22 protein-coding genes are annotated in these 23,976 nt (G+C 73.1%); 12 read left to right on the top strand and 10 right to left on the bottom strand.

Going from position 1 to position 23,976, the window contains the following annotated elements:
- Nucleotides 1–24: 24 nt before the first annotated feature.
- On the top strand, nucleotides 25–966 hold the full coding sequence (locus AB0E05_RS16110; RefSeq protein WP_361963660.1) for an aminoglycoside phosphotransferase family protein: 942 nt from the start codon (nucleotides 25–27) through the stop codon (nucleotides 964–966).
- 252 nt (nucleotides 967–1,218) lie between these two features.
- Here the strand turns inward: AB0E05_RS16110 and AB0E05_RS16105 are convergent, their stop codons facing one another.
- From AB0E05_RS16105 to AB0E05_RS16090, 4 genes are read right to left on the bottom strand one after another with little or no spacing between them, the layout of a single operon-like run.
- Nucleotides 1,219–2,124, bottom strand: a complete 906-nt coding sequence (locus tag AB0E05_RS16105; protein ID WP_361963658.1) for a ribokinase — start codon at nucleotides 2,122–2,124, stop codon at nucleotides 1,219–1,221.
- 23 nt (nucleotides 2,125–2,147) lie between these two features.
- On the bottom strand, nucleotides 2,148–4,100 hold the full coding sequence (locus AB0E05_RS16100) for a substrate-binding domain-containing protein (protein ID WP_361963656.1): 1,953 nt from the start codon (nucleotides 4,098–4,100) through the stop codon (nucleotides 2,148–2,150).
- Nucleotides 4,090–5,709: a sugar ABC transporter ATP-binding protein gene (locus AB0E05_RS16095; RefSeq protein WP_361963654.1), complete on the bottom strand. Its 1,620-nt coding sequence runs from the start codon at nucleotides 5,707–5,709 to the stop codon at nucleotides 4,090–4,092. The genes AB0E05_RS16100 and AB0E05_RS16095 overlap by 11 nt, the downstream gene beginning before the upstream one ends.
- Nucleotides 5,706–6,743 (bottom strand): LacI family DNA-binding transcriptional regulator, encoded by a 1,038-nt coding sequence (locus AB0E05_RS16090; protein WP_361963652.1) that lies wholly within the window; start codon nucleotides 6,741–6,743, stop codon nucleotides 5,706–5,708. The genes AB0E05_RS16095 and AB0E05_RS16090 overlap by 4 nt, the downstream gene beginning before the upstream one ends.
- A gap of 195 nt (nucleotides 6,744–6,938) precedes the next feature.
- Between AB0E05_RS16090 and AB0E05_RS16085 the strand changes: the two genes are divergently transcribed.
- The 11 genes from AB0E05_RS16085 (at nucleotide 6,939) to lpdA (ending at nucleotide 18,526) form a co-directional block, all read left to right on the top strand.
- Nucleotides 6,939–7,544 carry an XRE family transcriptional regulator gene (locus tag AB0E05_RS16085; protein ID WP_361963650.1) on the top strand — a complete coding sequence of 202 codons (606 nt, stop codon included), beginning with the start codon at nucleotides 6,939–6,941 and terminating at the stop codon, nucleotides 7,542–7,544.
- A gap of 180 nt (nucleotides 7,545–7,724) precedes the next feature.
- Nucleotides 7,725–8,912 (top strand): acyl-CoA dehydrogenase family protein, encoded by a 1,188-nt coding sequence (locus tag AB0E05_RS16080; RefSeq protein WP_361963648.1) that lies wholly within the window; start codon nucleotides 7,725–7,727, stop codon nucleotides 8,910–8,912.
- Nucleotides 8,909–10,054 carry an acyl-CoA dehydrogenase family protein gene (locus AB0E05_RS16075; RefSeq protein WP_361963646.1) on the top strand — a complete coding sequence of 382 codons (1,146 nt, stop codon included), beginning with the start codon at nucleotides 8,909–8,911 and terminating at the stop codon, nucleotides 10,052–10,054. The genes AB0E05_RS16080 and AB0E05_RS16075 overlap by 4 nt, the downstream gene beginning before the upstream one ends.
- A 162-nt stretch (nucleotides 10,055–10,216) precedes the next feature.
- On the top strand, nucleotides 10,217–11,788 hold the full coding sequence (locus AB0E05_RS16070; RefSeq protein WP_361963644.1) for an ABC transporter substrate-binding protein: 1,572 nt from the start codon (nucleotides 10,217–10,219) through the stop codon (nucleotides 11,786–11,788).
- 62 nt (nucleotides 11,789–11,850) lie between these two features.
- Nucleotides 11,851–12,816 carry an ABC transporter permease gene (locus AB0E05_RS16065; RefSeq protein ID WP_361963874.1) on the top strand — a complete coding sequence of 322 codons (966 nt, stop codon included), beginning with the start codon at nucleotides 11,851–11,853 and terminating at the stop codon, nucleotides 12,814–12,816.
- Nucleotides 12,809–13,675: an ABC transporter permease gene (locus tag AB0E05_RS16060; protein WP_361963642.1), complete on the top strand. Its 867-nt coding sequence runs from the start codon at nucleotides 12,809–12,811 to the stop codon at nucleotides 13,673–13,675. The genes AB0E05_RS16065 and AB0E05_RS16060 overlap by 8 nt, the downstream gene beginning before the upstream one ends.
- A complete protein-coding gene (locus AB0E05_RS16055; protein ID WP_361963640.1) occupies nucleotides 13,672–14,640 on the top strand; it encodes an ABC transporter ATP-binding protein in 969 nt (322 codons plus the stop codon). Before AB0E05_RS16060 ends, AB0E05_RS16055 begins: the two co-directional genes overlap by 4 nt.
- Nucleotides 14,633–15,313, top strand: coding sequence for an ATP-binding cassette domain-containing protein (locus AB0E05_RS16050; RefSeq protein ID WP_361963638.1), 681 nt, complete (start codon nucleotides 14,633–14,635; stop codon nucleotides 15,311–15,313). Before AB0E05_RS16055 ends, AB0E05_RS16050 begins: the two co-directional genes overlap by 8 nt.
- 172 nt (nucleotides 15,314–15,485) lie before the next feature.
- The gene (locus AB0E05_RS16045) at nucleotides 15,486–16,364 is read left to right on the top strand and encodes a phosphatidylinositol-specific phospholipase C/glycerophosphodiester phosphodiesterase family protein (RefSeq protein WP_361963636.1); all 879 of its coding nucleotides are present in this window, start codon (nucleotides 15,486–15,488) and stop codon (nucleotides 16,362–16,364) included.
- A 222-nt stretch (nucleotides 16,365–16,586) separates the two neighbouring features.
- Nucleotides 16,587–16,781 (top strand): hypothetical protein, encoded by a 195-nt coding sequence (locus AB0E05_RS16040; RefSeq protein WP_361546311.1) that lies wholly within the window; start codon nucleotides 16,587–16,589, stop codon nucleotides 16,779–16,781.
- Nucleotides 16,782–17,125: 344 nt separating this feature from the next.
- Entirely contained in the window at nucleotides 17,126–18,526 is a 1,401-nt protein-coding gene (gene lpdA / locus AB0E05_RS16035) for a dihydrolipoyl dehydrogenase (RefSeq protein ID WP_361963633.1), read from the top strand.
- A gap of 104 nt (nucleotides 18,527–18,630) precedes the next feature.
- Here the strand turns inward: lpdA and AB0E05_RS16030 are convergent, their stop codons facing one another.
- The 6 genes from AB0E05_RS16030 to AB0E05_RS16005 all read right to left on the bottom strand — a co-directional run bounded on the left by AB0E05_RS16030 (nucleotide 18,631) and on the right by AB0E05_RS16005 (nucleotide 23,941).
- On the bottom strand, nucleotides 18,631–19,068 hold the full coding sequence (locus tag AB0E05_RS16030; RefSeq protein WP_361963631.1) for a cold shock domain-containing protein: 438 nt from the start codon (nucleotides 19,066–19,068) through the stop codon (nucleotides 18,631–18,633).
- A 112-nt stretch (nucleotides 19,069–19,180) separates the two neighbouring features.
- Complete coding sequence (locus AB0E05_RS16025) at nucleotides 19,181–20,068, bottom strand: SUKH-4 family immunity protein (RefSeq protein WP_361963629.1); 888 nt, start codon at nucleotides 20,066–20,068, stop codon at nucleotides 19,181–19,183.
- Nucleotides 20,069–20,153: 85 nt separating this feature from the next.
- Nucleotides 20,154–20,855 (bottom strand): SDR family oxidoreductase, encoded by a 702-nt coding sequence (locus AB0E05_RS16020; RefSeq protein ID WP_361963627.1) that lies wholly within the window; start codon nucleotides 20,853–20,855, stop codon nucleotides 20,154–20,156.
- Between the two features lie 165 nt (nucleotides 20,856–21,020).
- Nucleotides 21,021–21,788 carry an SDR family oxidoreductase gene (locus AB0E05_RS16015; RefSeq protein WP_361963625.1) on the bottom strand — a complete coding sequence of 256 codons (768 nt, stop codon included), beginning with the start codon at nucleotides 21,786–21,788 and terminating at the stop codon, nucleotides 21,021–21,023.
- Complete coding sequence (locus AB0E05_RS16010; protein ID WP_361963622.1) at nucleotides 21,785–22,624, bottom strand: TauD/TfdA family dioxygenase; 840 nt, start codon at nucleotides 22,622–22,624, stop codon at nucleotides 21,785–21,787. The genes AB0E05_RS16015 and AB0E05_RS16010 overlap by 4 nt, the downstream gene beginning before the upstream one ends.
- 60 nt (nucleotides 22,625–22,684) lie before the next feature.
- Nucleotides 22,685–23,941 (bottom strand): aminotransferase class III-fold pyridoxal phosphate-dependent enzyme, encoded by a 1,257-nt coding sequence (locus tag AB0E05_RS16005; protein WP_361963620.1) that lies wholly within the window; start codon nucleotides 23,939–23,941, stop codon nucleotides 22,685–22,687.
- Between the last annotated feature and the right edge of the window lie 35 nt (nucleotides 23,942–23,976).

Here is a 23,976-nt window from a genome sequence, read left to right as displayed (position 1 = left end):
ACGGGGCGCGGCCACCATTCCCGGATGGTCTCTGCATCCCGTACGCCCGAACCCTTCCCCGGCGACGGCCGCGCCGGCATCGACGCCGCCCTGGTGCGCCGGCTGATCGCCGCCCAGTTCCCGCAGTGGAGCGGGCTCACCGTGGCACCGGTCCAGCTCGACGGCTGGGACAACCGGACCTATCGACTCGGCGACGAGATGACCGTACGGCTCCCGACGGCCGAGCAGTACGCCCTGGCGATCCCCAAGGAGACGACGTGGCTGCCGGCGCTCGCGCCGGCGCTGCCCGTCCCGATCCCGCCGATCGTGGCGCAGGGGGCGCCGGGCGAGGGCTATCCGCACGACTGGTCGGTCCGCGGCTGGTTGGACGGCGAGGTCGCCCGCCCCGAGCGCATCGACCACCTGCCCGACTTCGCGGTGGCTGTCGGCGACTTCCTGCTCGCGCTCCAGTCCGTCGACGCGACCGGTGGCCCCGCGGCGGGGCGGCACAGCTTCCACCGCGGCGCCCCGCCGGCCTTCTACGACGACGAGACCCGCGCAGCGCTGGCCGCACTCACCGGCCGCATCGACACGGAGCGGGCCGCCGCCGTGTGGCAGGAGGCGCTGGACGCGCCGTGGCGGGGGCGACCCGTGTGGTTCCACGGCGACTTCGCCGTGAACAACCTGCTGATCAAGGACGGCAAGCTGGCTGCCGTCATCGACTTCGGCACCTGCGGCGTCGGGGACCCGGCCTGTGACCTGGTGATCGCCTGGACGCTGTTCGCCGGGCCCAGCCGCGAGGCGTTCCGGGACACCGTGGACCTGGACGACGCCATGTGGGCCAGGGCCCGCGGCTGGGCCCTGTGGAAGGCCCTGATCTGCCTCGCGGAGCTCGTCGACGCCGAAGGCGCCGACGACGCGGCCGCGGCCGCGGGCCACCGCCGCGTCATCGAAGAAGTCCTCGCCGACCGGGCGCTCCACGGCTGACGTCCACGCCGGCGCGTGCACATGGCGTCTGCGGCCCGGTGGTGGGCTTGTCGCGCAGTATCCCCGCGCCCCTCAACACCTCACCCCAGCCCGCAGACGAGTGCCGGACGGACGCGAAACAGGGGCGCGGGGATACTGGGCGGACGACCACGACGCGCCCGCAGAGACCAACACTCCCGCGGTGCCACGGCGGCTCCGTCCAGCGGCACCGCAGACGGGACTCTGCGGACACGACCTCCCAAGGCATGAGACCTAGGCCGCCGGCAGTTGGTCCGGGGTCGGGTACGAGTCCTGGGCGCCGGGGCGGGTGACCGCCGCCGAGCCCACCCGCACCGCGTAGCCGGCCGCCGCGGCCAGGCCCTCGCCGAGGCCGAGCCGCCACGCCAGCGCCGCGGTGAAGGCGTCGCCCGCCCCCGTCGTGTCGACGGCCGTCACCCGTGGGCTGTCGACCCGGGCGCAGACCTCGGTGCGGCCGTCGGCGACGATCGCGCCCGCCGACCCGAGGGTGACCACCACGGACCGCGGTCCCAGCGACATCAGCCCGAGGACCCAGTCCCGCGGCTCGCCCCCGGCGCTCGGGCCCAGCAGCACCCGTGCCTCGTGCTCGTTGACGACGAGCGGATCGCAGGCGGCCAGGACTTCGGCGGGCAGCGCGGCGGGTGGGGAGGGGTTGAGGACGAAGCGGCTCCCGGGGCCGAGCGTGCGCACCGTTTCGACGACCGCGTCCAGCGGGATCTCCAACTGCGTCGACACCACCCGCGCACCGCGGACCAGGGGCGCCGCGGCCCGGACGTCGGCGGGGGAGAGCAGGGCGTTCGCGCCCGGGGACACCACGATGCTGTTGTCCCCCGAGGTGTCCACGGTGATCAGTGCGACCCCGGTGGGCCCGCCGCCGACGAGGACCCCGTCGACGTCCACGCCCGCGGCCCGCTGGGAGGCGACCAGCAGTCGCCCGTAGTCGTCGTCCCCGACCCGCGCGAGCAGGGCCGTGCGGGCGCCCAGGCGGGCGGCGGCCACCGCCTGGTTGGCGCCCTTGCCGCCCGGGTGGACGGCGAGCGGGGAGCCGAGCACGGTCTCCCCGGCGCTCGGCCGCCGCTCCACACCGATCACCAGGTCGGCGTTGGCCGACCCCACGACCAGCAGTTCATGGACGTGCATCGCTCTCCCTCCGATGGCCCGGATCAGTCGAAGTCGGCGACGTTGCGCGCCGTGACGACCTTCACCGGGACCTTGACCTCGCCGGGTACGTCCTCGTCTCCGGCGGCCTCGATCGCGTTCCGTACCGCGATCTTGCCCAACTCCCTCGGCTGCTGGGCGACGGACGCGTACAACGTGCCCTGTTCCACAGCCTTCAGTCCGTCCGGGGTGCCGTCGAAACCGACGACGGCCACCTGCGATCCGGCCCGTGAACCCAGCGCCCTGACCGCGCCCAGCGCCATCTCGTCGTTCTCCGCGAAGACCCCGTCGACGTCCGGATTCGCCTGGAGGAGGTTGGCCATCACGTCCAGGCCCTTGGCGCGGTCGAAGTCGGCGGGCTGCGAGGCCACGACCCGGATGCCCGGGTGGCGCTTGATGCCCTCGCTGAAGCCCTGGCCCCGCTCACGGCTCGCGGAGGTGCCCGGGGTCCCCTGGAGGACCACGACCTCGCCCCGGCCGCCCAGCTTCTCGGCGAGCGCGTCGGCCGCCTGTCGACCGCCGGCCACGTTGTCGGACGCCACCAGCGTCACCGCCTCCGCCTTGTTGACGCCCCGGTCGGCCGCGACGACCGGGACGTCCGCCTCGTTGGCGCCGCGCACGGCGGGCGCGACCGCATCGGAGTCGACCGGGTTGACGATCACCGCGGCCACCCCGGAACTGGTGAAGTTCTGGAGGTGGTTGGCCTGCTGGGACGCGTCGTTCTGGGCGTCGGTGACGGTCAGCTCGACCCCGCGGGCCTTCGCCTCCGCCTCGGCGCCCTGCCGCATCTGCACGAAGAACGGGTTGTTCAGGGTCGACAGCGACATGCCGATGCGGGTCGTGGAGGTGCCGGAGCCGCGGTCCCACAGCGACAGCCCGCCCACGATCGCGGCCGTGCACACCGCGGCGACGGCGCACGTCACGGGCTTGCCGCGCAGCCCACGGCCCGGGCTCCCGCCGCTCGGCGCACCGCCCGAGGTGGCGCCCGCCTTGCGCCGCACCGTGTCCAGCAGCACCGCGAGCGCGATGACCACGCCGATGACGACCTGCTGCCAGAACGCGGAGACGGACAGCAGGTTGAGCCCGTTGCGCAGCACGGCGAGGATCAGCGCACCGATCAGCGTCCCGGAGGCCCGGCCGACGCCGCCCGCCAGCGACGCGCCGCCGATGACGACCGCGGCGATCGCGTCCAGTTCGTACCCCTGGGCCGCCTGCGGCTGCGCGGACGAGAGCCGGGACGCCAGCACCACGCCGGCGACGGCCGCGAACAGCCCGGAGAGGGCGTACACGACGACCTTGTGCCGGGTGACCCGCAGCCCCGAAAGGCGCGCCGCCTCCTCGTTGCCGCCGATGGCGTACAACGAGCGCCCGAGATAGGAGCGGTTGAGGATCAGCGCGGTCAGCAGCCCCATGGCGACCATCACCAGGACGGGCACCGGCAGCCAGCCGCCGAGGGTGTCGCCGATGCGCGACACCGCATCGGGGAAGGCGATCGGGCTGCCCTGGGAGATGACCAGCGACAGGCCGCGGCCGATGGACAGCATCGCCAGCGTCGCGATGAACGGCGGCAGCTTGCCGTACGCCACGAGGGCGCCGTTGACCAGGCCGCAGGCGATGCCGGTGGCGACGGCCAACAGCACCGCGATCCACACCGGCACCCCCTCCGACGTCGCCAGCCACGCCAGCACCGTCGCCGACAGGGCCGCCACCGACCCCACGGACAGGTCGATGCCGGCGGAGACGATGACGAAGGTGACGCCGAAGGCGAGGATCGCGGTCACGGCCGCCTGCACGCCCACGTTCAGCAGGTTCTGGGTGGTCAGGAAGTCACCGGAGAGCAGGGACAGCGCCACCACCAGGACCACCAGGGCGGTCAGCGCTCCGTTGTCGAGCAGGATGCGGCCGAGGGCCCGGCCGCCGCCTGCGCCGGTCGCCTTCGGGGCGGTGTCAGTGGTCACGGGAGTCCTCGCCTTCGTGGGTCACGGTCGCAGCGGTCGGCGCCGCCCGGTCGGGCGGGGGCGCCCCGCTCACGGCGAGCGCCATCACCGCGTCCTGCGTCGCCTCGTGGGAGGCGAGTTCACCGGCGATCCGGCCCTGTGCCATCACCAGGACCCGATCGCTCATGCCGAGCACCTCCGGCAGGTCGCTGGAGATCATCAGCACCGCGTGGCCGGCGTCCGTCAGATCGTTGACGAGCCGGTAGATCTCGACCTTCGCGCCGACGTCGATGCCGCGCGTGGGCTCGTCGAGGATCAACACCCGCACCTCGCCCAGCAGCCACTTGCCGATGACGACCTTCTGCTGATTGCCGCCGGACAGGGTGCGCACCGACTGGTCGAGCCCGGCCATCCGCACCCCGAGCCGTCCGGCGATCCGGTCCGCCGCGGTACGCAGCGCCGCCCGGTCCACCAGCCCCGCGCGGGTCGCCGACCGCAGCGTGACCAGGGCGAGGTTGTCCGCCACCGACGCGTCCAGGACCAGTCCCTGGCCCTTGCGGTCCTCCGGCACCAGCCCGATGCCCGCGGCCATCGACGCGCCCACGTCGTGCTGCGGCACCCGCACCCCGGCGACCTCCACCGTCCCGCCGTCGTACGGATCGGCGCCGAAGACCGCCCGGGCCACCTCGGTGCGTCCCGCGCCGACCAGTCCGGCGAGCCCGACGACCTCACCGGCCCGCACCTCGAAGCCGACGTCCCGGAAGGCGCCCCCGCGGGTCAGCCCGTCGACGCGGAGCAGGACCTCGCCGGCGCCGTCGTGGCGCCGCGGGTACTGCTGGGCGATGTCCCGACCCACCATCAGCCGCACCAGCTCGTCCTCGGGAGCGGACGCGGGCACCCGGCCCACGCTCCGGCCGTCCCGCAGCACCGTGACCCGGTCGCCGAGGGCGGCGATCTCCTCCAGGTGGTGGGTGATGAAGACGACGCCGACGCCGTCCGCGCGCAGCGTGCGCACGATGGCGAACAGCCGCTCCACCTCCTGTGCGGTGAGGACCGCGGTGGGCTCGTCCATGATCAGGACGCGGGCGTCCAGGCTGAGCGCCTTGGCGATCTCCACCATCTGCAACCGGGCGATGCCGAGGTCCTTGACCTTTGTCCGCGGCGGTACGTCGACGCCGACGCGCCGCAGCAGGGCGGCGGCTTCGGCCTCCATCCGCCGGCGGTCGACCAGCCCGAACCGACGCGGCTGACGGCCCAGGAAGACGTTCTCGGCGACGCTGAGTTCGGGGACGAGGGTGAACTCCTGGTGGATGGTGGCGATGCCGAGGCGCTCGGCGTCCTGGGCGCCCTGGATGCGCACCTGAGCGCCGTCCACGAGCACTCGCCCGGAGTCCGGGCGGTGCGCCCCGGACAACACCTTGATCAGGGTGCTCTTGCCGGCGCCGTTCTCGCCGAGCAGGACGTGGACCTCGCCCGCGCGCAGGTCGAAGTCGACCCCGTCGAGCGCGACGACGCCCGGGAACTCCTTGCGGACGCCTTCGACGCGCAGCAGTTCGCGCGGCGCGTCCGCGCGGGCGTCGCTCGCCGCGGCCTTCGACGCTGACGGCGATGACGACGATGACGGATTCATCGGGGGGCCTCCTCGCGCTGGTCCTCACCGGGGCGGGGCGAGCGGCCCTCGCCGCAGGAGCGGCGCACCACGAGCTCGGCGGGCAGGGTCACGGACGCGGGGGAGCGGCCTTCGATGCGGTCGACCAGCGCCCGTACGGAGGCCCGGCCCAACTCCTCCGTGGGTTGGGCGACGGCGGTCACCGGCGGCGCCGTGTGGACGAACCACGGGATGTCGTCGAAGGCGGCGAGGGCGATGTCGTCGGGCACGGTCAGCCCGTGGGCCCGGATCGCGTCCAGCGCGCCGAGCGCCATCAGGTTGTCGGCCGCGAACACCGCCTCGGGCGGCTGCGGCAGGGCGAGGAAGCCCTCCATGGCCCGTCGGCCGCTCGCGGCCTGGAAGTCGCCCTGGCCGATGTACGCGTCCGGCAGCGCCAGACCGAACTCCCGCAGCCCGGCGCGGAAGGCGCTGACGCGTTCGCTGCCCGTGGTGGTCGACGCGGGGCCCTGGATGATGGCGAGCCTGCGGTGGCCGATGGCGTGCAGATGGGCGACGAGGGCGCGGACCGCCGCGGTGCCGTCGGCCCGGACGACGGGGACGTCGAGGCCCGGGATCCAGCGGTCGACGAACACCATCGGGGTGCCGGCACGCACCGCCTCCAGCATCAGGGGCGAGCCGCCGTCGGTGGGGGAGACCAGCAGTCCGTCGATCCGGCGGTCCAGCAACGTGCGGACGTGGTGGTCCTGGAGCGCGGGCTGCTCGTCGGCGTTGCCGATGATCACGCTGTAGCCGAGCGCCCGCGCCTCCTCCTCCACCGCGCGCGCCAGGGCGGTGAAGTACGGGTTGAGCACATCGCTGATGACCAGGCCCAGGGTGTGCGTCTGGTGGGTGCGCAGTGAGCGCGCGACGGCGTTCGGGCGGTAGCCGAGCGCTTCGACGGCCGCCAGGACCTTGGTCCGTGCGCCGGGGCTGACCGACGGGTGCCCGTTGAGGGCCCGCGACACGGTGGCCGCGGACACTCCGGCCCGTGCCGCCACGTCCTTGATGCTCGCCATGGCCGGATCACCTCCCCTCTGGGATCGGGAAACGTCCTGTAATCGATTCCAAGAGGGATTGGAATCGATTACATTCGCGGGTGGCAAGGGCTCGAAACCGGATCGTGATCTGCCGCTGCCCCACCGCCCGTCGCGACGAACCTTCCGTGACCGGACACATTGACAAAAGGTGTTTGCCGCTTTTGCAATGGACCCATGGCTGACGGAGAGCGGGACGGCGATCAGGTGCCCGGCATCGGGGACGTGTTGAACGAGGTGGGGCCGCGGCTGCGCCGCATCAGACGGGAGCGCGGGGCCACTCTCGAAGCCCTCTCCGAGGCCACCGGCATCTCCGTGAGCACCCTGTCCCGGCTGGAGTCCGGCGGGCGCCGCCCCAGTCTCGAACTGCTCCTGCCCATCGCCCGCGCCCACCGGCTGCCCCTGGACGAACTGGTCGGCGCGCCCCCGGTCACCGACCCGCGGGTGCGCGCCAAGCCCATCGTCCGCGGCGTGCGCACTCTGTGGCCGCTCACCCGCCGCCCCGGCGGCCTCCAGGCGTACAAGGTGGTCCAACGGCCCGACCCCGGCGAGCCCGAGCCGCGGACCCACGAGGGGTACGAGTGGCTGTACGTGCTCTCCGGACGGCTGCGGCTGGTCCTCGGCGACCACGACGTGGTCCTGGGGCCGGGCGAGGCGGCCGAGTTCGACACCCGGGTGCCGCACTGGTTCGGCGCGGCCGGTGACGAGCCGACGGAGTTCCTGAGCCTGTTCGGCCCGCAAGGGGAGCGGATGCACGTCAGGGCCCGCCCCAAGACCTCCTGACCGAAGGGTCGTCGGGTTCTCGCCGCGGCCGTGGCGGGTCGTCGCCACAGGTCGTCCCGGGGCTTCCCGGGGCGACAAGCGACCGCTTAGCATGCCCGGAGTCCGGTACCGCCGACGCTCCGTGGAGGCGTGAGTGATGCAGACAGGGCGAGCACGTCGTCGTATCCGAGGGGCCGTAGGGTGAGCGCCGTCGACGCCGCGGCGCTGCTCTCCCGCACCCGGGCCCTCCTCGCCGCCCATCCGCCGTCCACCACCGCCCGGGACGCCTTCCTCAAGGCCCGCTTCGACGCCGGACTCGCCTGGGTCCACTACCCCGAAGGGCTCGGCGGCCTCGCCGCCCCGCGTGCCCTCCAGGCCGTCGTGGACGCGGAACTCACCGCCGCCGGCGCCCCCGACAACGACCCCCGCCGCATCGGCATCGGCCTCGGCATGGCCGCCCCGACGATCCTCGCCCACGGCTCCGACGCGCTGCGGCAGCGCTTCCTGCGCCCGCTGTGGACCGGCGAGGAGGTGTGGTGCCAGCTCTTCAGCGAACCGGGCGCCGGCTCCGACCTCGCCGCCCTCGCCACCCGCGCGGTCCGCGACGGCGACCACTGGCGGGTCACCGGGCAGAAGGTGTGGACCTCCGGCGCCCACCTCGCCCGCTGGGCCATCCTCGTCGCCCGCACCGACCCCGACGTCCCCAAGCACCGGGGCATCACCTACTTCGTCTGCGACATGACCGACCCCGGCGTCGACGTGCGTCCGCTGCGCCAGCTCACCGGCGAGGCCGAGTTCAACGAGGTCTTCCTCACCGACGTGGCGATCCCCGACGCCCACCGCATCGGCGCCGTCGGCGACGGCTGGCAGGTGGCCCGCACCACGCTGATGAACGAACGCGTCTCCATCGGCGGCATGCGGCTGCCCCGCGAGGGCGGCATGATCGGCAAGGCCGTCGCCACCTGGCGCGACCGCCCCGAACTGCGCACCCACCACCTCCACCAACGCCTGCTCGCCCTGTGGGTGGAGGCCGAGGTCGCCCGGCTCACCGGCGAACGGCTGCGCCAGCAACTGGCCGCCGGCCGCCCCGGGCCCGAAGGCAGCGCCGTCAAGCTCGCCTTCGCCCGGCTCAACCAGCGGATCAGCGGCCTGGAGGTGGAGCTGCGGGCCGACGAGGGGCTGCTGTACGACGACTGGACGCTGCGCCGCCCCGACCTCGTGGACTTCACCGGCCGCGACGCCGGCTACCGCTATCTGCGCACCAAGGGCAACTCCATCGAGGGCGGCACCAGCGAGGTGCTGCTGAACATCGTCGCCGAACGCGTCCTCGGACTGCCCTCCGAACCGCGCGACGACAAGGACACCGCCTGGAAGGACCTCGCCCGATGAGCGACGCCGTGCCCACGAGCGACCCGGTCCCCGCCGCGCCCCCGCCCCACGAGGGCGACCTGCGCTACTCCCAGGCCGAGGACGACCTGCGCGCCGCGGTGCGCGCCGTGCTCGCCGACCACGTGGGGCCGGACGGCACGGCGCCGCTGCTCGCCCGCGCCGAGGCGGGCCGGCCGTACGACCCGGACCTGTGGCGCACCCTCGCGGTGGACGTCGGCGCGGCCGGGCTCCTCGTCCCCGAGGAGTTCGGCGGCGCCGGCGCCGGGCACCGCGAGGCCGCGGTGGTCCTGGAGGAATTGGGACGGGCGGTGACCCCGGCGCCGTATCTGACGGGCTGCGTCATGGCGACCGAGGCGCTGCTCACCCTGGACACCGGCCGCAGCGTGGTGGCGGAGCTGCTGGCCGCCGTGGCGTCCGGGCGCACGACGGCCGTCCTCGCCGTCCCCTTCGCAGCCTCCCCGTGGACGCCGCCCGCACCCCTCCACGGCCCCGACGGCTGTGTGAGCGGCGTCGCGGACGTGGCCGCCGCCACCGCCCTCCTGGTGCACCGCACCGACGGCCTGTACGCGGTGGACACCGCCGACGCCCACCGGTCCGCCCTCACCCCGCTCGATCTGACCCGCCCGCTCGCCGTCGTCGCCCCCGGGACGGGCGGACGCCTGATCGCCGGCCCGGCCGAAGCCGCCGAAGCGGTGCGCCGGGGCCTGCTCGCCGGGGCCGGACTGCTCGCCTCCGAGCAGGTGGGCGTCGCCGAGTGGTGCTTGGAGCAGGCCGTACGGCACACCCGCGAGCGCCACCAGTTCAACCGGCCCGTCGGCTCCTTCCAGGCGCTCAAGCACCGCATGGCCGAGCTGTGGCTGACAGTGGTATCCGCCCGCGCCGCCGCCCGGAACGCGGCCGACGCCCTCGCCACCGCCAGCCCGGACGCTCCGGTTGCCGTGGCCGTCGCCCAGGCGTACGCCTCCGACGCCGCCGTGCACGCCGCCGAAGAGTGTGTCCAACTGCACGCCGGCATCGGCATGACCTGGGAACACCCCGTGCACCTGTACCTCAAGCGGGCCAAATCGGCCCAGCTCGCGCTCGGTTCGCCCGGCGCCCACCGCGACGCCCTGGCCGCACTCGTCGACCTGCCCGCGCCCTGACCTTTCCCACGTCAGGGGCCCCAGTGCCCAGTGCCCTTTACATGTTGTTTAATTGCGAGGCGTTCGCAACAACAGGTGATCTTTATTAGGGGTGTGGGTGCCGTGTCCGTCCCGTCAGCACGACCGGTTCGTCCGGCCCGTTCCAACAACCGTGCACGCAGGGTGACGACCGTCGCCCTGGCCGCCGCGCTCACCGCGGGCGCCGCCGCCTGCTCCAACCCCGACAGCGGTTCGTCGGGCAAGGGGGGCAAGGACTCCGCCGTCGTCGGCATCGCCACCGAGCCCGAGAGCCTGAGCCCGCTGCTCGGCTTCGGCAAGGACGGCAACTCCAAGCTCTTCGACGGCCTGCTCGCCCTCGGCGCGGACATGAAGCTCCAGCCGGCGCTCGCCGCGAAGCTCCCCGTCGTCAGCGAGGACCGGCTCACCTACACGTACACCCTGCGCAAGGGCGTCGCCTTCAGCGACGGCAAGCCGCTCACCGCGAAGGACGTGGTCTTCACCTACAAGACCGTCCTCGACCCGAAGACGAACAACCCGTCCAAGTCGGAGCTCGACGCGCTGAAGGACGTCCGGGCCACCGGCGACGACACCGTGGTCTTCACCCTGAAGTACCCGTACGCGCCGTTCGCCCGGCGGACCGTCCACCCGATCGTGCCCGAGCACGTCCTGGCCGGCCAGGACGTCAACACCGGCGCCTTCACCACCAAGCCCGTCGGCACCGGCCCGTACCTCCTCGCCGACTGGTCCCGCGGCGAGAAGATCTCCTTCAAGGCGAACCCGAAGTACTGGGGCGGCGCGCCCGAGGTGAAGAAGTTCACCATGGCCGTCATCAAGGACGACGACGTGCGCGCCACCCGGCTGCGCGCGGGCGACCTCGACGGCGCCATCCTCCCGCCGAACCTGGCCGAGGGCTTCAAGGGCGACAAGGGCAGGAAGACCCACACCGCCACCACGTACGACTACCGCACGGTGACCCTGCCCACCCACAACAAGGTGACCGGCGACCTCGCCGTGCGCCGCGCCCTCGACGTCGCCGTGGACCGCAAGGCCATGGTCGACCAGATCCTCGAAGGCGCCGGCAAGCCCGCGTACGGGCCCGTGCCCACCGACAGCGAGTGGTTCACCAAGGGCACCGAGCGCACCCGCGACCTCGACGCGGCGAAGAAGATCCTCGACGACGCCGGCTGGCGGCCCGGCGGCGACGGCATCCGGGTCAAGGACGGCGTACGGGCCGAGTTCCCGCTCTGGTACCCCGCCGGCGACAAGCTCCGTCAGGACCACGCCCTCGCCTACGCCTCCGACGCCAAGAAGGCCGGCATCTCGATCAAGACCCAGGCCGGCACCTGGGAGGTCATCGAGCCCCGGATGAAGCAGGACGCCGTCCTCGCCGGCGGCGGCTCGCCCGCGGACCCCGACTACGACCAGTACCAGCTGCTGACCTCCTCGCTGGCGGGCGACGGCTTCAACAACATGGCCTGGTACGCCAACCCGACCGTGGACCAGGCGCTCGTCCAGGGCCGCCAGAGCGGCGACCCCGCGGTGCGCAAGGCCGCGTACGACACCGTGCAGCGCGAGCTCCAGAAGAACCCGGGCTACACCTTCCTCACCCACATCGACCACGTCTACGTCGTCAACGACGCCTGGGACGGGCTGAGCACCCAGGTCGAGCCGCACGAGCACGGCCTGGCCTCCGGCCCCTGGTGGAACGTCGAGGACTGGAAGCCGAAGAAGTGACGACGGCCCTCAGCAAGGAGGAGGCGGCACCCCACACGGGGCGCCGCCTCCCCTGGGGTCCGATGGCCCGCATGGCGGGCCGCCGGGCCCTGTTCGCCGTGCCGGTCCTGCTCGTGGTGACCTTCGGCGTCTTCGCCGTCGCCGCGGCCTCCCCCTTCGACCCCGTCAAGGCGTACGCCGGCACCGCCGGACTCACCGCCACCCAGGAGAACCTGGACCAGATACGCGCCAACCTCGGCGTCGACCAGCCCCTCGTCTCGCGCTGGTGGAACTGGCTCACCGCCGCCCTCCAGGGCGACCTCGGCAACTCCACCGTGCTGCGCCAGCCCGTCGCCGACGCCATCGGCGAACGCGTCGGCTGGTCCCTGCTGCTGGCCGCCACCGCCTTCGCGTTCGCCGTGGTCCTCGGCACCGCCCTCGGCGTGCTGACCGCCCGCAACCGCGGCGGCTGGCTCGACCGCACGGTCAGCTCCGTCGCGTACACCCTCGAAGCCGCACCCGCCTTCTGGCTCGGGCTCCTCGCCATCTGGTTCTTCTCCCTGAAGCTCGGCGTGCTGCCCTCCGGCGGGCTCACCGACACCGCCAGCGACGTCGTCACCGCCGACCAGGTCGCCACCCACCTGGTGCTGCCCGCGGCCGTCCTCGGGATCTCCCAGATGCCCTGGTTCTACCTGTACGTGCGCCAGGGCGTCGGCGACGCCCTCGACGAGGACCCCGTCCGCGGCGCCCGCGCCCGCGGCCTCGGCGAGCGGTCCGTCATCCTCGGCCACGCCCTGCGCTCCGGAATGCTGCCCATGCTCACTCTCATCGGCTCCCGGGTCCCCGAGCTGATCACCGGCGCCCTGCTGGTCGAGACCGTGTTCAGCTGGCCCGGGATCGCCGCCGCCACCGTCGAGGCCGCCACCTCGGTCGACTTCGCCCTGCTCGCCGCCCTCACGGTGCTGGCCACCGCCGCCGTGCTGCTCGGCAACCTCCTCTCCGACCTGCTGTACGGACTGGCCGACCCGAGAGTGGGCTTCGATGGCTGAGCTCGTCTGGCGTTCGAACGGACGCACCCGCCGCTCCACCCGCACCGTCCGCGTCACCGTCTCCGCGGTGATCGTCGCCGCCGTGGTGCTGGCCGTCCTCGTCGTGCCGCCGATCGTGCAGCTCGACGAACAGGCCGTCGACCTCTCGCAGAAGCTTCAGCCGCCCTCGCTCGCGCACCCCTTCGGTACCGACGACGTCGGCCGCGACCTGCTGCTGCGCTGCATCTACGGGCTACGGATCTCCCTGTTGGTCGGACTGGTCGCCGCCCTCGTCGCCACCGTCGTGGGCACCCTCGTCGGCGCCGCCGCCGCGGCCTTCGGCGGCTGGGTCGACCGGGTCGTGATGCGGCTGGTGGACACCTTCTCCTCCGTGCCGCACCTGCTGCTCGGCATCTTCATCGTGGCGATGTTCCGCCCCGGGGTGTGGCCGGTGATCGCCTCCGTCGCGCTCACGCACTGGCTCTCCACCGCCCGCATCGTCCGCTCCGAAGTGCTCTCGCTGCGCTCCCGCCCCTACGTGGACGCGGCGATCTCCGGCGGCGCGTCGCGCTGGCGGGTCACCGTGCGCCACCTGGTGCCGGGAGTGCTGCCGCAGGCCGGACTGGCCGCGGTGCTGATGGTGCCGCACGCCATGTGGCACGAGTCCGCGCTCTCCTTCCTCGGCCTCGGGCTCCCCAGCCACCAGGCCAGCCTCGGCAACCTCGTGCAGAGCGCCCGCAGCTCCCTGCTCGCCGGCGACTGGTGGCCCACCCTCTTCCCCGGACTCTTCCTGATCGTCCCCACCCTCGCCATCGCCGGACTCGCCGGCGCCTGGCGGGAGCGGATCAATCCCCGCCGTCGATCGGAGCTGATGCTGTGAGCACCGTGCTGTCGGTACGTGACCTCTCCGTACGCTTCAGGATGCGCGGCGGGCGCCACATCGCCGCCGTCAGCTCCGCGAGCTTCGACCTCGCGGCGGGGGAGTGCCTGGCGCTGGTGGGGGAGAGCGGCTGCGGCAAGTCCGTCCTCGCCTCCGCGCTCCTCGGGCTGCTGCCCGGCAACGCCCAGACGGCGGGCACCGCGACCGTCGGCGACGTCGAACTCCTCGGCGCCGACGAACGCACCCTCGCCCGCACCGTGCGCGGACGGCTCATCGGCCTCGTCCCGCAGAGCCCGGCCGCCCATCTGACCCCGGTGCGGACCGTGGGCGCCCAGATCGAGGAGACCCTGCGGGCGCTGACCGGGACGCCGCGCAAGCAGGCCCGGGCGGCGGCGGTCGCCGCGGCCGAACGGGCCGCCTTCCCCGCCGACCACCTCGACCGCTATCCGCACGAACTCTCCGGCGGACTCGCCCAGCGCGCCGCGACCGCGCTCGCCCTCATCGGCGACGCCCCGCTGCTGCTGGCCGACGAACCCACCACCGGACTCGACCGCGACCTGGTCGAACGCACCGTCGACGAACTGCGCCGCCACGTCGACGACAGCACCTCCGGCCGCGCCCTGCTGATGATCACCCACGACCTGGCGGCGGCGGAGCGCATCGCCGACCGGGTCGCCGTGATGTACGCCGGCCGCATCGTCGAACTCACCGACGCCGACACCTTCTTCGGCGCCACCGGGCCCCGCCACCCCTACGCCCGCGGGCTGCTCGCCGCACTCCCCGAGCGCGACTTCGCCCCCGTCCCCGGGCTGCCGCCCGAACTGGGCGACCTCCCCGACGGCTGCGCCTTCGCACCCCGCTGCGAGCGCGCCACCGAACAGTGCGGCCTGCGCCCCGCCTTCACTGACGGCCTCGCCTGCCACCATCCGGCCGACCTGCTGACGAAGGAGGCCCACCGTGCTTGAACTGCACTCCGTCACCGCCGGGTACGACCGGACCGCACCCGCCGTGCGCGACGCCTCGCTGACCATCGTCCCCGGCGAGGCCGTCGGACTCCTCGGCCCCAGCGGCTGCGGGAAGTCCACCCTCGCCAAGGTCGCGGCCCTGCTGCACCCGCCGCGCTCCGGCCGGGTCGTCATCGACGGCGAGGAGGTCCGCGGCTGGCGCCACCGCGCCCCCCGCGAACTGCGCACCGCCGTCGGCGTCGTCTTCCAGCAGCCCCGGCTCTCCGCTGACCCCCGGCTCTCGCTGTACGACCTCATCGCCGAACCGCTGCGGGCCACCGGCCGTCGCGCCGAGGTGGTCGAGCGCCTGCCGGAGCTGACCGCCGCCGTCGGCCTCACCGACGAACTGCTGCGCCGGCGTCCGCACGAAGTGAGTGACGGCCAACTCCAACGCGCCTGTCTGGCACGGGCGTTGGTGTTGCGCCCGCGGTGGCTGGTCTGCGACGAGATGACCGCCATGCTGGACGCCTCCACCACCGCCGCGCTGGTCGCGGTCGTCGAGGCGTACCGCAGCGAGAGCGGAGCGGGGCTGCTCGCGGTGGGCCACGACGGGACGCTGCTGGAGCGCTGGTGCGACCGCACGCTGCGCTGGGACGAGGTGGCGGACCGCACGAAGGATCCGGCACGGACCTGAAGGAGTCGCCGAGCGCTCCGGACGGCCCCGCCGCCGGGCGGGAAGACCACGGATGAGCCGTCGGTGACCGGCCGTTGAACTCTTCGCCGCCCCCTCCCGCCGGCCGTCCGCCGCCGCACATACTCAGGTGTCCCTCCCGTCCCGTCGATCGCCATCGAACCGGAGGTCCACCGTGTCGACCACCCGTCGCCGTGCCGTCGCAACCCTCGCCGGAGCGCTCGCCGCGGGCGTCGCCGTCCCGACGGTCGCCGAGGCCGCCGAACGCCCTGGCCGCGGCGGGCAGCCGCCGCGCACCCGCCCGCTGCGCCGCGCCCACGCGCACAACGACTACCTCCACCCGCGCCCCCTGCACGACGCGCTCGCACACGGCTTCACCAGCCTGGAGGCCGACGTCTTCCTGGTGAACGGCGATCTGCTGGTGGCGCACACGCCCGCCGAACTCGACCCCGCGCGCACCCTGCGCTCCCTCTACCTGGACCCGCTGCTGGCCCGCGTCCGCGCCCACCACGGCGCCGTCTACCGGGGCCACCGCCGCCCGGTCCAACTGCTGGTCGACATCAAGGCGGACGGCGTCGCCTGCTACCTCGAACTCGACCGCCAACTGCGCGCGTACCGAAGGATGCTGACCCGCTGGTCGAACGGCCGCACACACCCCGGCGCGATCACCCCCGTCGTCTCCGGAGACCGGGCCGCCCGAGCCCCGATGGAGGCGCAGCGACAGCGGTACGCCGCGTACGACGGCCGTCTCGACGACCTCGGCGCTGCCGCCCCCGCCTCCTTCGTCCCGCTGATCTCCAGCAACTGGAACCAGAACTTCGGCTGGCAGGGCGTCGGTCCCTTCCCGCCGGCCGAACGCGCCCGACTGCACGCGCTGGTGACGGCGGCCCACCAACAGGGGCGGCGGATCCGGTTCTGGGCCACCCCCGACGCACCCGGCCCGGCCCGGGACGCCTTGTGGGGCGAACTGCTCGCCGCCGGCGTGGACCACCTCAACACCGACGACCTGGCGGGCCTGGAGCGCTTCCTGCGCAGCCACGACCGCGCCCTGTGACGCGCCAACCCGCGGATTCCGCCCGCACCTTGCCGACGTCCCGCCGTGACGCGCATGCGACAAGCCCACCACCGGCCGGTAGGGACCAACGCCTCCGCAGGGAATCGGCGGCTTCGTCCACACCACTCGTACGGCGGACACGCCACAGGGCCTGAGCCCTGCTCCGCTGCGCCAGACTGACCGCCGAATGCCACAAATCCGGCGTAATGAAGGCGGTTGGCGATGGCCATTTCGATTTCGGTGGTGCTGCTCCTGGTGGTGCTGGCGGTGATCTTCCTGCGCAACGGCGGGTTGAAGTTCTCCCACGCCCTGGTCTGCGCGCTGCTCGGCTTCTTCCTCGCGGGCACCAGCATGGCGCCCACGATCCACGAGGGCGTCGCGGCCACGGCCGAGGTCGTCAGCAGCCTCCAACCGTGACGTCCGGCGACCCGCGGAACCGGGCCGCGGAGCGGCGCCGACTCCGCTCCGGGGCCCGGTCCGCGTTCCGGTGACCACCCCGGAGGTCGTGGGAGGTCACCGGCCCGAGTCCCCGCCCGAGCAACGCCGGCCCAGGACGGGGCCGCCCCGCGGGGAACCGGAGCACCCCGCGGTGAGCCGCCCAGTGAACCTCCCGCGACGTTGCGACGAGGTTGCGTACCCGTCCCCGCACGCCCCCGGCCGTCACCCGACCGGATCAACGGCGCGACCGGTGAGGGGGAGATCACAGCGCATCCCGCACCGATGCGCTTGCGTGCCGGCCCGGGCGTGGCGAGGGTGCTGGTGTGAGCCAACACTTTGACGTCCTCGTCCTGGGAGCGGGCCCCGGCGGCTACACCGCCGCGGTGCGCGCCACGCAGCTCGGCCTCTCGACCGCCGTCGTGGAGGAGCGCTACTGGGGCGGCATCTGCCTCAACGTCGGCTGCATCCCCTCCAAGGCGCTCCTGCGCAACGCCGAGATGGTCCAGTTCGTCACGGGGGAGGCAGCCGACTACGGCATCTCCACCGGCGGCCCGGTCACGGTGGACTACGGGCCCGCCTTCCAGCGCAGCCGCAAGGTCGCCGACGGGCGCGTCAAGGGCGTCCACTACCTGATGAAGAAGAACGCCATCACCCAGTTCGACGGCCGCGGCACCTTCGTCGACGACCGCACGCTCTCCATCGCCCTGACGGACGGCGGCACCGAGACGGTGACCTTCGGCCACTGCGTCATCGCGACCGGCGCCAGCCCGCGGCTGCTGCCCGGCACCGCCCTGTCGGAGCGCGTGGTCACCTTCGAGAGCCAGATCCTCAGCGAGACCCTGCCCGCCAGCATCGTCATCGCCGGCGCGGGCGCCATCGGCGTGGAGTTCGCGTACGTCCTGCGCAGCTACGGCGTGGACGTGACGATCGTGGAGTTCCTCGACCGCCTCGTCCCGCTGGAGGACGAGGAGGTCTCCAAGGAGCTGGCCCGGCACTACCGCAAGCTCGGCATCAAGGTCCTCACCGGCACGGCCGTGGAGGCGATCGACGACTCCGGCGAACGCGTGCGGGTCACCGTGGCCAAGGGCGGCGAGCGCCAGGTGCTGGAGGCCGACAAGGTCCTCCAGGCCATCGGCTTCGCGCCGAACGTCGCCGGCTACGGCCTGGAGAACACCGGAGTGCGCCTCACCGAGCGCGGCGCCATCGACGTGGACGGCCGCTGCCGCACCAACGTGCCGCACATCCACGCCATCGGCGACGTCACGGCGAAGCTGATGCTGGCGCACGCGGCGGAGTCCATGGGCGTCGTGGCGGCCGAGACCATCGCCGACGCGGAGACCATGGAACTGGACTACGTGATGATTCCGCGGGCCACCTACTGCCAGCCGCAGATCGCCAGCTTCGGCTGGACGGAGGCACAGGCCCGCGAGCGCGGCCACGACGTCAAGGTGGCCAAGTTCCCCTTCACCGCCAACGGCAAGGCGCACGGCCTCGGACACCCGGTCGGCTTCGTGAAGATCATCAGTGACGACAAGTACGGGGAGATCCTGGGCGCCCATCTGATCGGCCCCGAAGTCACCGAACTCCTCCCGGAGTTGACCCTCGCCCAGCAGTGGGACCTCACCGTGCACGAGGTGGCGCGCAACGTCCACGCCCACCCCACCCTCGGCGAGGCGGTCAAGGAAGCGATCCACGGCCTGGCCGGACACATGATCAACATGTGACGCCCGCCCGTGCCGCCGTCAGGCGTCGCCCGGACGACACAGGGCCCGGTCGGCTCCGCCTTGGCGGGGAGCCGACCGGGCCCTTGCGCGGTCTTCGTGCCGCCTTACGACGACGTGACCCAACCGTGGCTCCTGGCCATCGCCAGCACGCACGCGCGCACCTGCTTGATCTGCAGGGACGTCAGCGTGTCCGAGCAACCGAGGAGCGCGTCCGTCAGCTCGGCGCTGAAGTCGGCCGCACTGTCGCCCTCGTGGTCGGACTCGCTGCGGAACGTGGGTGCCATGTCGTGGGAACGCGACTCGGATGCCGCCCGCGGGAGCTTGCGCGCCGTCGACTGGTGGATGAGCCGGATCTGGGACGCCTTGGGCCCCTTCTCGCCGTGCTCCAGGAAGAACTCCACGAAACTGCCGTCGTGGTACAGGTACTTCTCGTCCACCAGGTCGTTCGCGTGCATGAACACGTCGTCGCCCCCGTCGTCGGGAGCGATGAACCCATATCCACGGATCTCGTCGAACCGCAGGACCTTGCCCTTCAGCAACACACCACACCTCCACACCAAAAACAACGAACCAGCCGGCCCGCCACCTCTCGGCGGACCCGTGCGGCCCACCCTACCCGGCACCCCCGCGCCCGGGCAGGGGGTGCCCCGGTGGCTACTGACCGCCCCGCGCCTGCCGGGCTGCGGCGACGATCAACTCCCTGAGCCCCTCCTCGCGCGAGTCCGCCGTGACGCCGTAGTCGTGGCTGTGCGTGAACTGGGAGTGCGGGAAGAGTTCCTGCATCCAGACCGCGCAGTAGTGCCCCGGCATCAGGCAAGGCTCCAACTCGCAGTAGATCCGCGTCACGTGCTGTGGGTGCACGCCGGACGTGGACAGCCGCTGCCAGAGCTGTTCCTCGGGGTGCGGCTGCCCCGGGCCGGCCGTGTCCGTGACGATCTCGGTGCCGCCGCTGGCCGTGCGGAACTCGAACGCTGCGGAGAACGGGAAGTTCAGGGTGTGCCGCAGGTCGTCGAGGACCCGGGGCCACCAGCTCTCGCGGTCGGCGAAGGCCAACGCGTCCAGCGCCCGCAGCTCCTCGTTCAGCTCGGCGAACACGGCCGCCGCCCGCTCCAGCCCGTCCGCCGCGACGATCCGCGGCAGCGCCCGGTCCAGCGCGAGCAGACAGCGGTTCAGCGCCGCGACCGAGGAGTTGACGTACATGTCGGGAACGACCTCGGACAGGACGACGGCCTGCACGGCACCGTCGGGACGTACGCACAGCTGCGCCCCCCGGTCGTCCCCCAGCAGCAGCCAGCGCCCCATCTGGGCCGGCGGCAGGGGCGCACCGCTGCGCTCGGCGCAGCCGCGCAGGGTGGTGGGCTCGCCGCGCGGCACCGCCCGGAAGTACGGGGCGACGGCCACCGGCACCCCGGTGGCGACCAGCTCGGCGCGCGCCTCCTCCCGCGGCAGCACGGCCTCCGCCAGCGCGGCCTCGGAGAACCGTCGCATCCCCTCGTCGCCGAAGTGCGCGACCACGGGCTCCGGCGGCTGACTGCTGTCCACGTACGCTCCTGGAACTCTCGACTGCGGGGCCCCACCTTGTCACACCGGCACGGGCCACGTCAGCGGCGCGGAACCGCCCCGCGGCTCACCGGCCGCTGCCGACTCCCAGCGCCTCCTTGAGGAAGACCTTCACGTACCTGGGGGTGCCCTCGGTGGTGATGACCTCGACGGAGGAGCGGACGCTGCGGTCGTCGACGGCCTCCCGCACGAGGGCGTCCGCGAGGTCCCGGCGCGAGGTGAACCAGCCCGGGTGCCGCGCGTGGCAGACGACGTAGTCCGTGGTCTCCTCGGCGTCGAAGAGGCCGGAGGGGCGCACGATCGTCCAGTCCAGGTCGCAGGCGCGCACCAGGTCCTCCATCCGGCCCGCGTCCTCGTACAGCGTGCGCCCCATCCTGAGCAGCATCGGAACGATCACCTTGCGGAAGACGAGGGCCTCGCCGGGGGCGTCCACGTAGTTGGCCCCGATGGAGCTGACGCAGACCAGCCTCCGCACGCCGTGCCTCTCCATCGCCGCGACGACGTTCGCGGTGCCCTGCGAGTACACGGTCACGGGCTCCTTCGTGTACGAGGTGCCCACGGTGGAGACGACCGCGTCGTGGCCGGCCACCGCGCGGCCCACCGCCGACGCGTCGAGGACGTCCGCACCCGTCACCCGCAGCCGTGCGTGGCTCAGCGGGAACGCGTCGGGCCGGCGCGTCACGGCGGTGACGGAGTGGCCCTCGGCGAGCGCCTGTCGGGTGGCCAGGCGGCCGGTCGGTCCGTTGGCGCCGAAGATGACCAGCTTCACGGGTTCCTCCTGTGCGGTGTGCGGCGGGCGGGCGGCACGATCCATTCGTACGTCGATCGGGATACTCGAACGTCGGTCTAGTACCCGATCAATGTACCCCACCAACGTGCGGGTGGGCGGCGCCGGAAGGGCCGGCGCCGCCCACGAACCGCCGAGGAGCGCCCCTCACCCCCGCCCGATGTACGGCATCGTCGTCGGCAGCACCGTCAGGAACTGCACGTTGGTGTCCAGCGGCATGGAAGCCATCAGCAACAGCGACTCCGTGAAGCGCGCCACCGGAATCGTCGACTCCACCGCCCGCGACCCGTCCGCCTGCATCGCGGCCGGCTGCGGACTGCCGTCGACCGGCGTCACGTTGCCCACGTCGATCTGTCCGCACGCGATCTGGTACGGACGGCCGTCCAGCGACAGCCCCCGGGTCAGCCCGAGCACCGCGTGCTTGGCCGTGGTGTAGGCGATGGCGTGCGGACGCGGCGCATGCGCGGACGGCGCGCCGTTGTTGATGATCCGGCCGCCCTGGGGCGACTGGTCGCGCATCGTGCGGAACGCCTCCTGCGCGCAGAGGAAGGTGCCGGTGACGGTGGTGTCCATCACCCGGCTCCAGTCCTCGAAGTCCACGTCCGGGACCGGTCTGCGCGGCACCGCCGCGCCCGCGTTGTTGAACAGCAGGTCCAGCCGGCCGAAGTGCGCCCGCACGGCCTCGAAGAGCGCCGTGACCTGCGCCGGGTCGCTGATGTCGGTGGGCACCGCGATCACCCGGTCGGGCCCGGCGCCGGACAGCGCGACGGTCTCCTCCAGGGTCTCCTTGCGCCGCCCGGCCAGCGCCAGCGACCAGCCGTCGTCGAGCAGCGCGAGGGCCGCCGCCCGGCCCAGCCCGCTGCCGCCGCCGGTGACCAGACCGATCTTCGTCCGCTCCTGCGCCCGCTCGCTCATCGCTCGGCCATCCAGGCGCGCAGCACCCGACGGGCCAGCGGGCCCGGGGAGTCGACGTACGGCGAACGCCCGTGCAGCACCCGGCTGTTGCGGATCATCAGCAGATCACCCGCCTCCAGGTGCAGCCCGAAGGCGATCTCCGGCCGGTAGAGCACCTCGTCGAGGAAGTCGAGCGCGTCGAGCCGCCGCGGGTCGAGCTCCGCGGACGAACGCACCGTCCGGGTCTGGTAGTAGCAGCCGACCGTTCCGTCGTCCTGGGTGAACAGGATGGGGCTGACGACGATCTGCTCGCCCGCGCGACCGGTCCGGTCGAACGTCCACTCCTGCCGCAACAGCTCCAGCACGTCCGGCCGTTCGCGTTCGATGATGTCCTGCACGTGCCGTGCGCTGGCCAGCTTGGTGACGCCGCCCCCGTCCGCCGCCGGCTGGAGGCACAGCAGGCACAGCAGGTCGCAGGTGTCGCAGTGGAAGCCGAGCGCGGTGGCCCCGTCACCGTCGCGGTCCCGCAGCACGGTCCACAGGTCCCCCCGGGCGTTCTGCTCGATGGGGCCGCCCACCTCCGCGAGGAGGTACGTCAGCGCGGCCGTCAGTTCCGCATCGGACGCGGCGGGCGACATGAGGTTGCGCACGTTCACGAACCCCACGGCGTCCAGGCTGCTCTTGATGAACCCGCGCACGGTGGCGTACGCCGCCGTGCCCGCGTCCCAGCGCTGTGCGCTCGCGTCGGCCCACAGCAGCCGCCGGTCCTCGTCGGACACGGACAACGACCACACGCCGGGTGCGGACTCCAGGTACTCGCTGGTCCACCCGACGTCTCCGATGGTGGCTCCGGTCATGGTGCGATCACTCCTTTGAAGGTGGTGCAGGTGCGGACGTGCGCGTGCCGGGGTGCGGACTCACTCGGCCGCCGAGGCGACGGCCGTCGACCACAGCGCCAGCGCCTCGTCGATCTGCTCGGCCGTGACGATCAGCGCCGGAATCATCCGGACGACGTTGCCGTGCACGCCGCAGGTCAACAACAGCAGTCCGCGCTCGGCGCAGGCCCGTTGGACACGCTGGGCGGTGGCGGCGTCGGGGGAGCCGTCGGGGCGCGCGAACTCACTGGCCGCCATCAGCCCGCGCCCGCGCACGTCGACGACGGCGGGAGCGTCGGCCCCGGTCTTGCGCAACCCGTCCAGCAGCCGCCGGCCCTGCTCGGCGGCGTTGGCCACCAGGCCCTCGTCACGGATGACGTCGAGCGTGGCGAGCGCGGCGGCGCAGGCCACGGCGTTCCCCCCGTACGTACCGCCCTGCGAGCCCGGCCAGGCCCGGCTCATCAGCTCGGTCGGGGCGGCGATCGCGGACAGCGGGAAGCCGCTGGCCAGGCCCTTGGCGGTGATCACCACGTCGGGGACGACACCGGGGGAGTGCTGGTACGCCCAGAACGCCCCCGTACGGCCGAAGCCCGTCTGGATCTCGTCGACCACCAGCAGCATGCCGTGCCGGTCGGCCCGCTCCCGCAGCCCCGCCAGGAAGCCGTCCGGCGCCGGTACGTAACCCCCCTCGCCCAGCACCGGCTCGACGAACAGCGCGGCCGTCTCGGCGGGGGAGCTGACGGTCGCCAGCACGTGGTCGAGCCCGCGCAGCGCGTGCTCGACGGCCGCCTCCTCGCTCAGCCCGAGCCGGAACGCGTGCGGGAAGGGCGCCACCGCGACGCCGGGCATCAACGGGCCGATCCCGGCGCGGAACCGGGTGCCGGCGGTGGTCAGCGCCGCCGCCCCCATGGTCCGCCCGTGGAAGGAGCCGTCGAAGACGATCACGTTCTGCCGGCCGGTGGCCTGCCGGGCGAGCCTGAGCGCCGCCTCCACCGCCTCGCTGCCCGAGTTCACGTAGAACAGCGAGTCCAGGCCGTCGGGCAGCACCTCGCCGAGGCGGTCGGTCAGCGTGAGCAACTGGTCGTGCAGCACGGTCGTGTACTGGCCGTGGATCAGCCGACCCGCCTGCTGCTGCACGGCTTCGACCACCCGCGGGTGGCAGTGACCGGTGCTGGTCACGCCGACGCCGGCGGTGAAGTCCAGATAGCGGCGGTCGTCGGCGTCGTAGAGGTACATCCCCGCACCACGGGTGGCGAGCACCGGCGTGGCCTGCTTGAGCACCGGGGAGAGCTGGGGCATGGCGTCACTTCCTGACTTGTTCAAAGGGGGTGCAG

The organism is Streptomyces sp. NPDC048057, from assembly GCF_040653095.1.
Classification (GTDB): Bacteria; Actinomycetota; Actinomycetes; order Streptomycetales; family Streptomycetaceae; genus Streptomyces.
The sequence above is the reverse complement of the archived record's forward strand: the minus strand, read 5'-3'. Positions and strand labels throughout refer to the sequence as shown.

Bases quoted from the DNA above. Each gene is read 5' to 3' on its own strand.
- AB0E05_RS16085 (WP_361963650.1), top strand. From the start codon at position 6,939: ATGGCTGACGGAGAGCGGGACGGCGATCAGGTGCCCGGCATCGGGGAC.
- AB0E05_RS16005 (WP_361963620.1), bottom strand. From the start codon at position 23,941: ATGCCCCAGCTCTCCCCGGTGCTCAAGCAGGCCACGCCGGTGCTCGCC.
- AB0E05_RS16060 (WP_361963642.1), top strand. From the start codon at position 12,809: ATGGCTGAGCTCGTCTGGCGTTCGAACGGACGCACCCGCCGCTCCACC.
- AB0E05_RS16095 (WP_361963654.1), bottom strand. From the start codon at position 5,709: ATGAATCCGTCATCGTCGTCATCGCCGTCAGCGTCGAAGGCCGCGGCG.
- AB0E05_RS16040 (WP_361546311.1), top strand. From the start codon at position 16,587: ATGGCCATTTCGATTTCGGTGGTGCTGCTCCTGGTGGTGCTGGCGGTG.
- AB0E05_RS16010 (WP_361963622.1), bottom strand. From the start codon at position 22,624: ATGACCGGAGCCACCATCGGAGACGTCGGGTGGACCAGCGAGTACCTG.
- AB0E05_RS16075 (WP_361963646.1), top strand. From the start codon at position 8,909: ATGAGCGACGCCGTGCCCACGAGCGACCCGGTCCCCGCCGCGCCCCCG.
- AB0E05_RS16065 (WP_361963874.1), top strand. From the start codon at position 11,851: ATGGCCCGCATGGCGGGCCGCCGGGCCCTGTTCGCCGTGCCGGTCCTG.
- AB0E05_RS16015 (WP_361963625.1), bottom strand. From the start codon at position 21,788: ATGAGCGAGCGGGCGCAGGAGCGGACGAAGATCGGTCTGGTCACCGGC.
- AB0E05_RS16090 (WP_361963652.1), bottom strand. From the start codon at position 6,743: ATGGCGAGCATCAAGGACGTGGCGGCACGGGCCGGAGTGTCCGCGGCC.
- AB0E05_RS16110 (WP_361963660.1), top strand. From the start codon at position 25: ATGGTCTCTGCATCCCGTACGCCCGAACCCTTCCCCGGCGACGGCCGC.
- AB0E05_RS16105 (WP_361963658.1), bottom strand. From the start codon at position 2,124: ATGCACGTCCATGAACTGCTGGTCGTGGGGTCGGCCAACGCCGACCTG.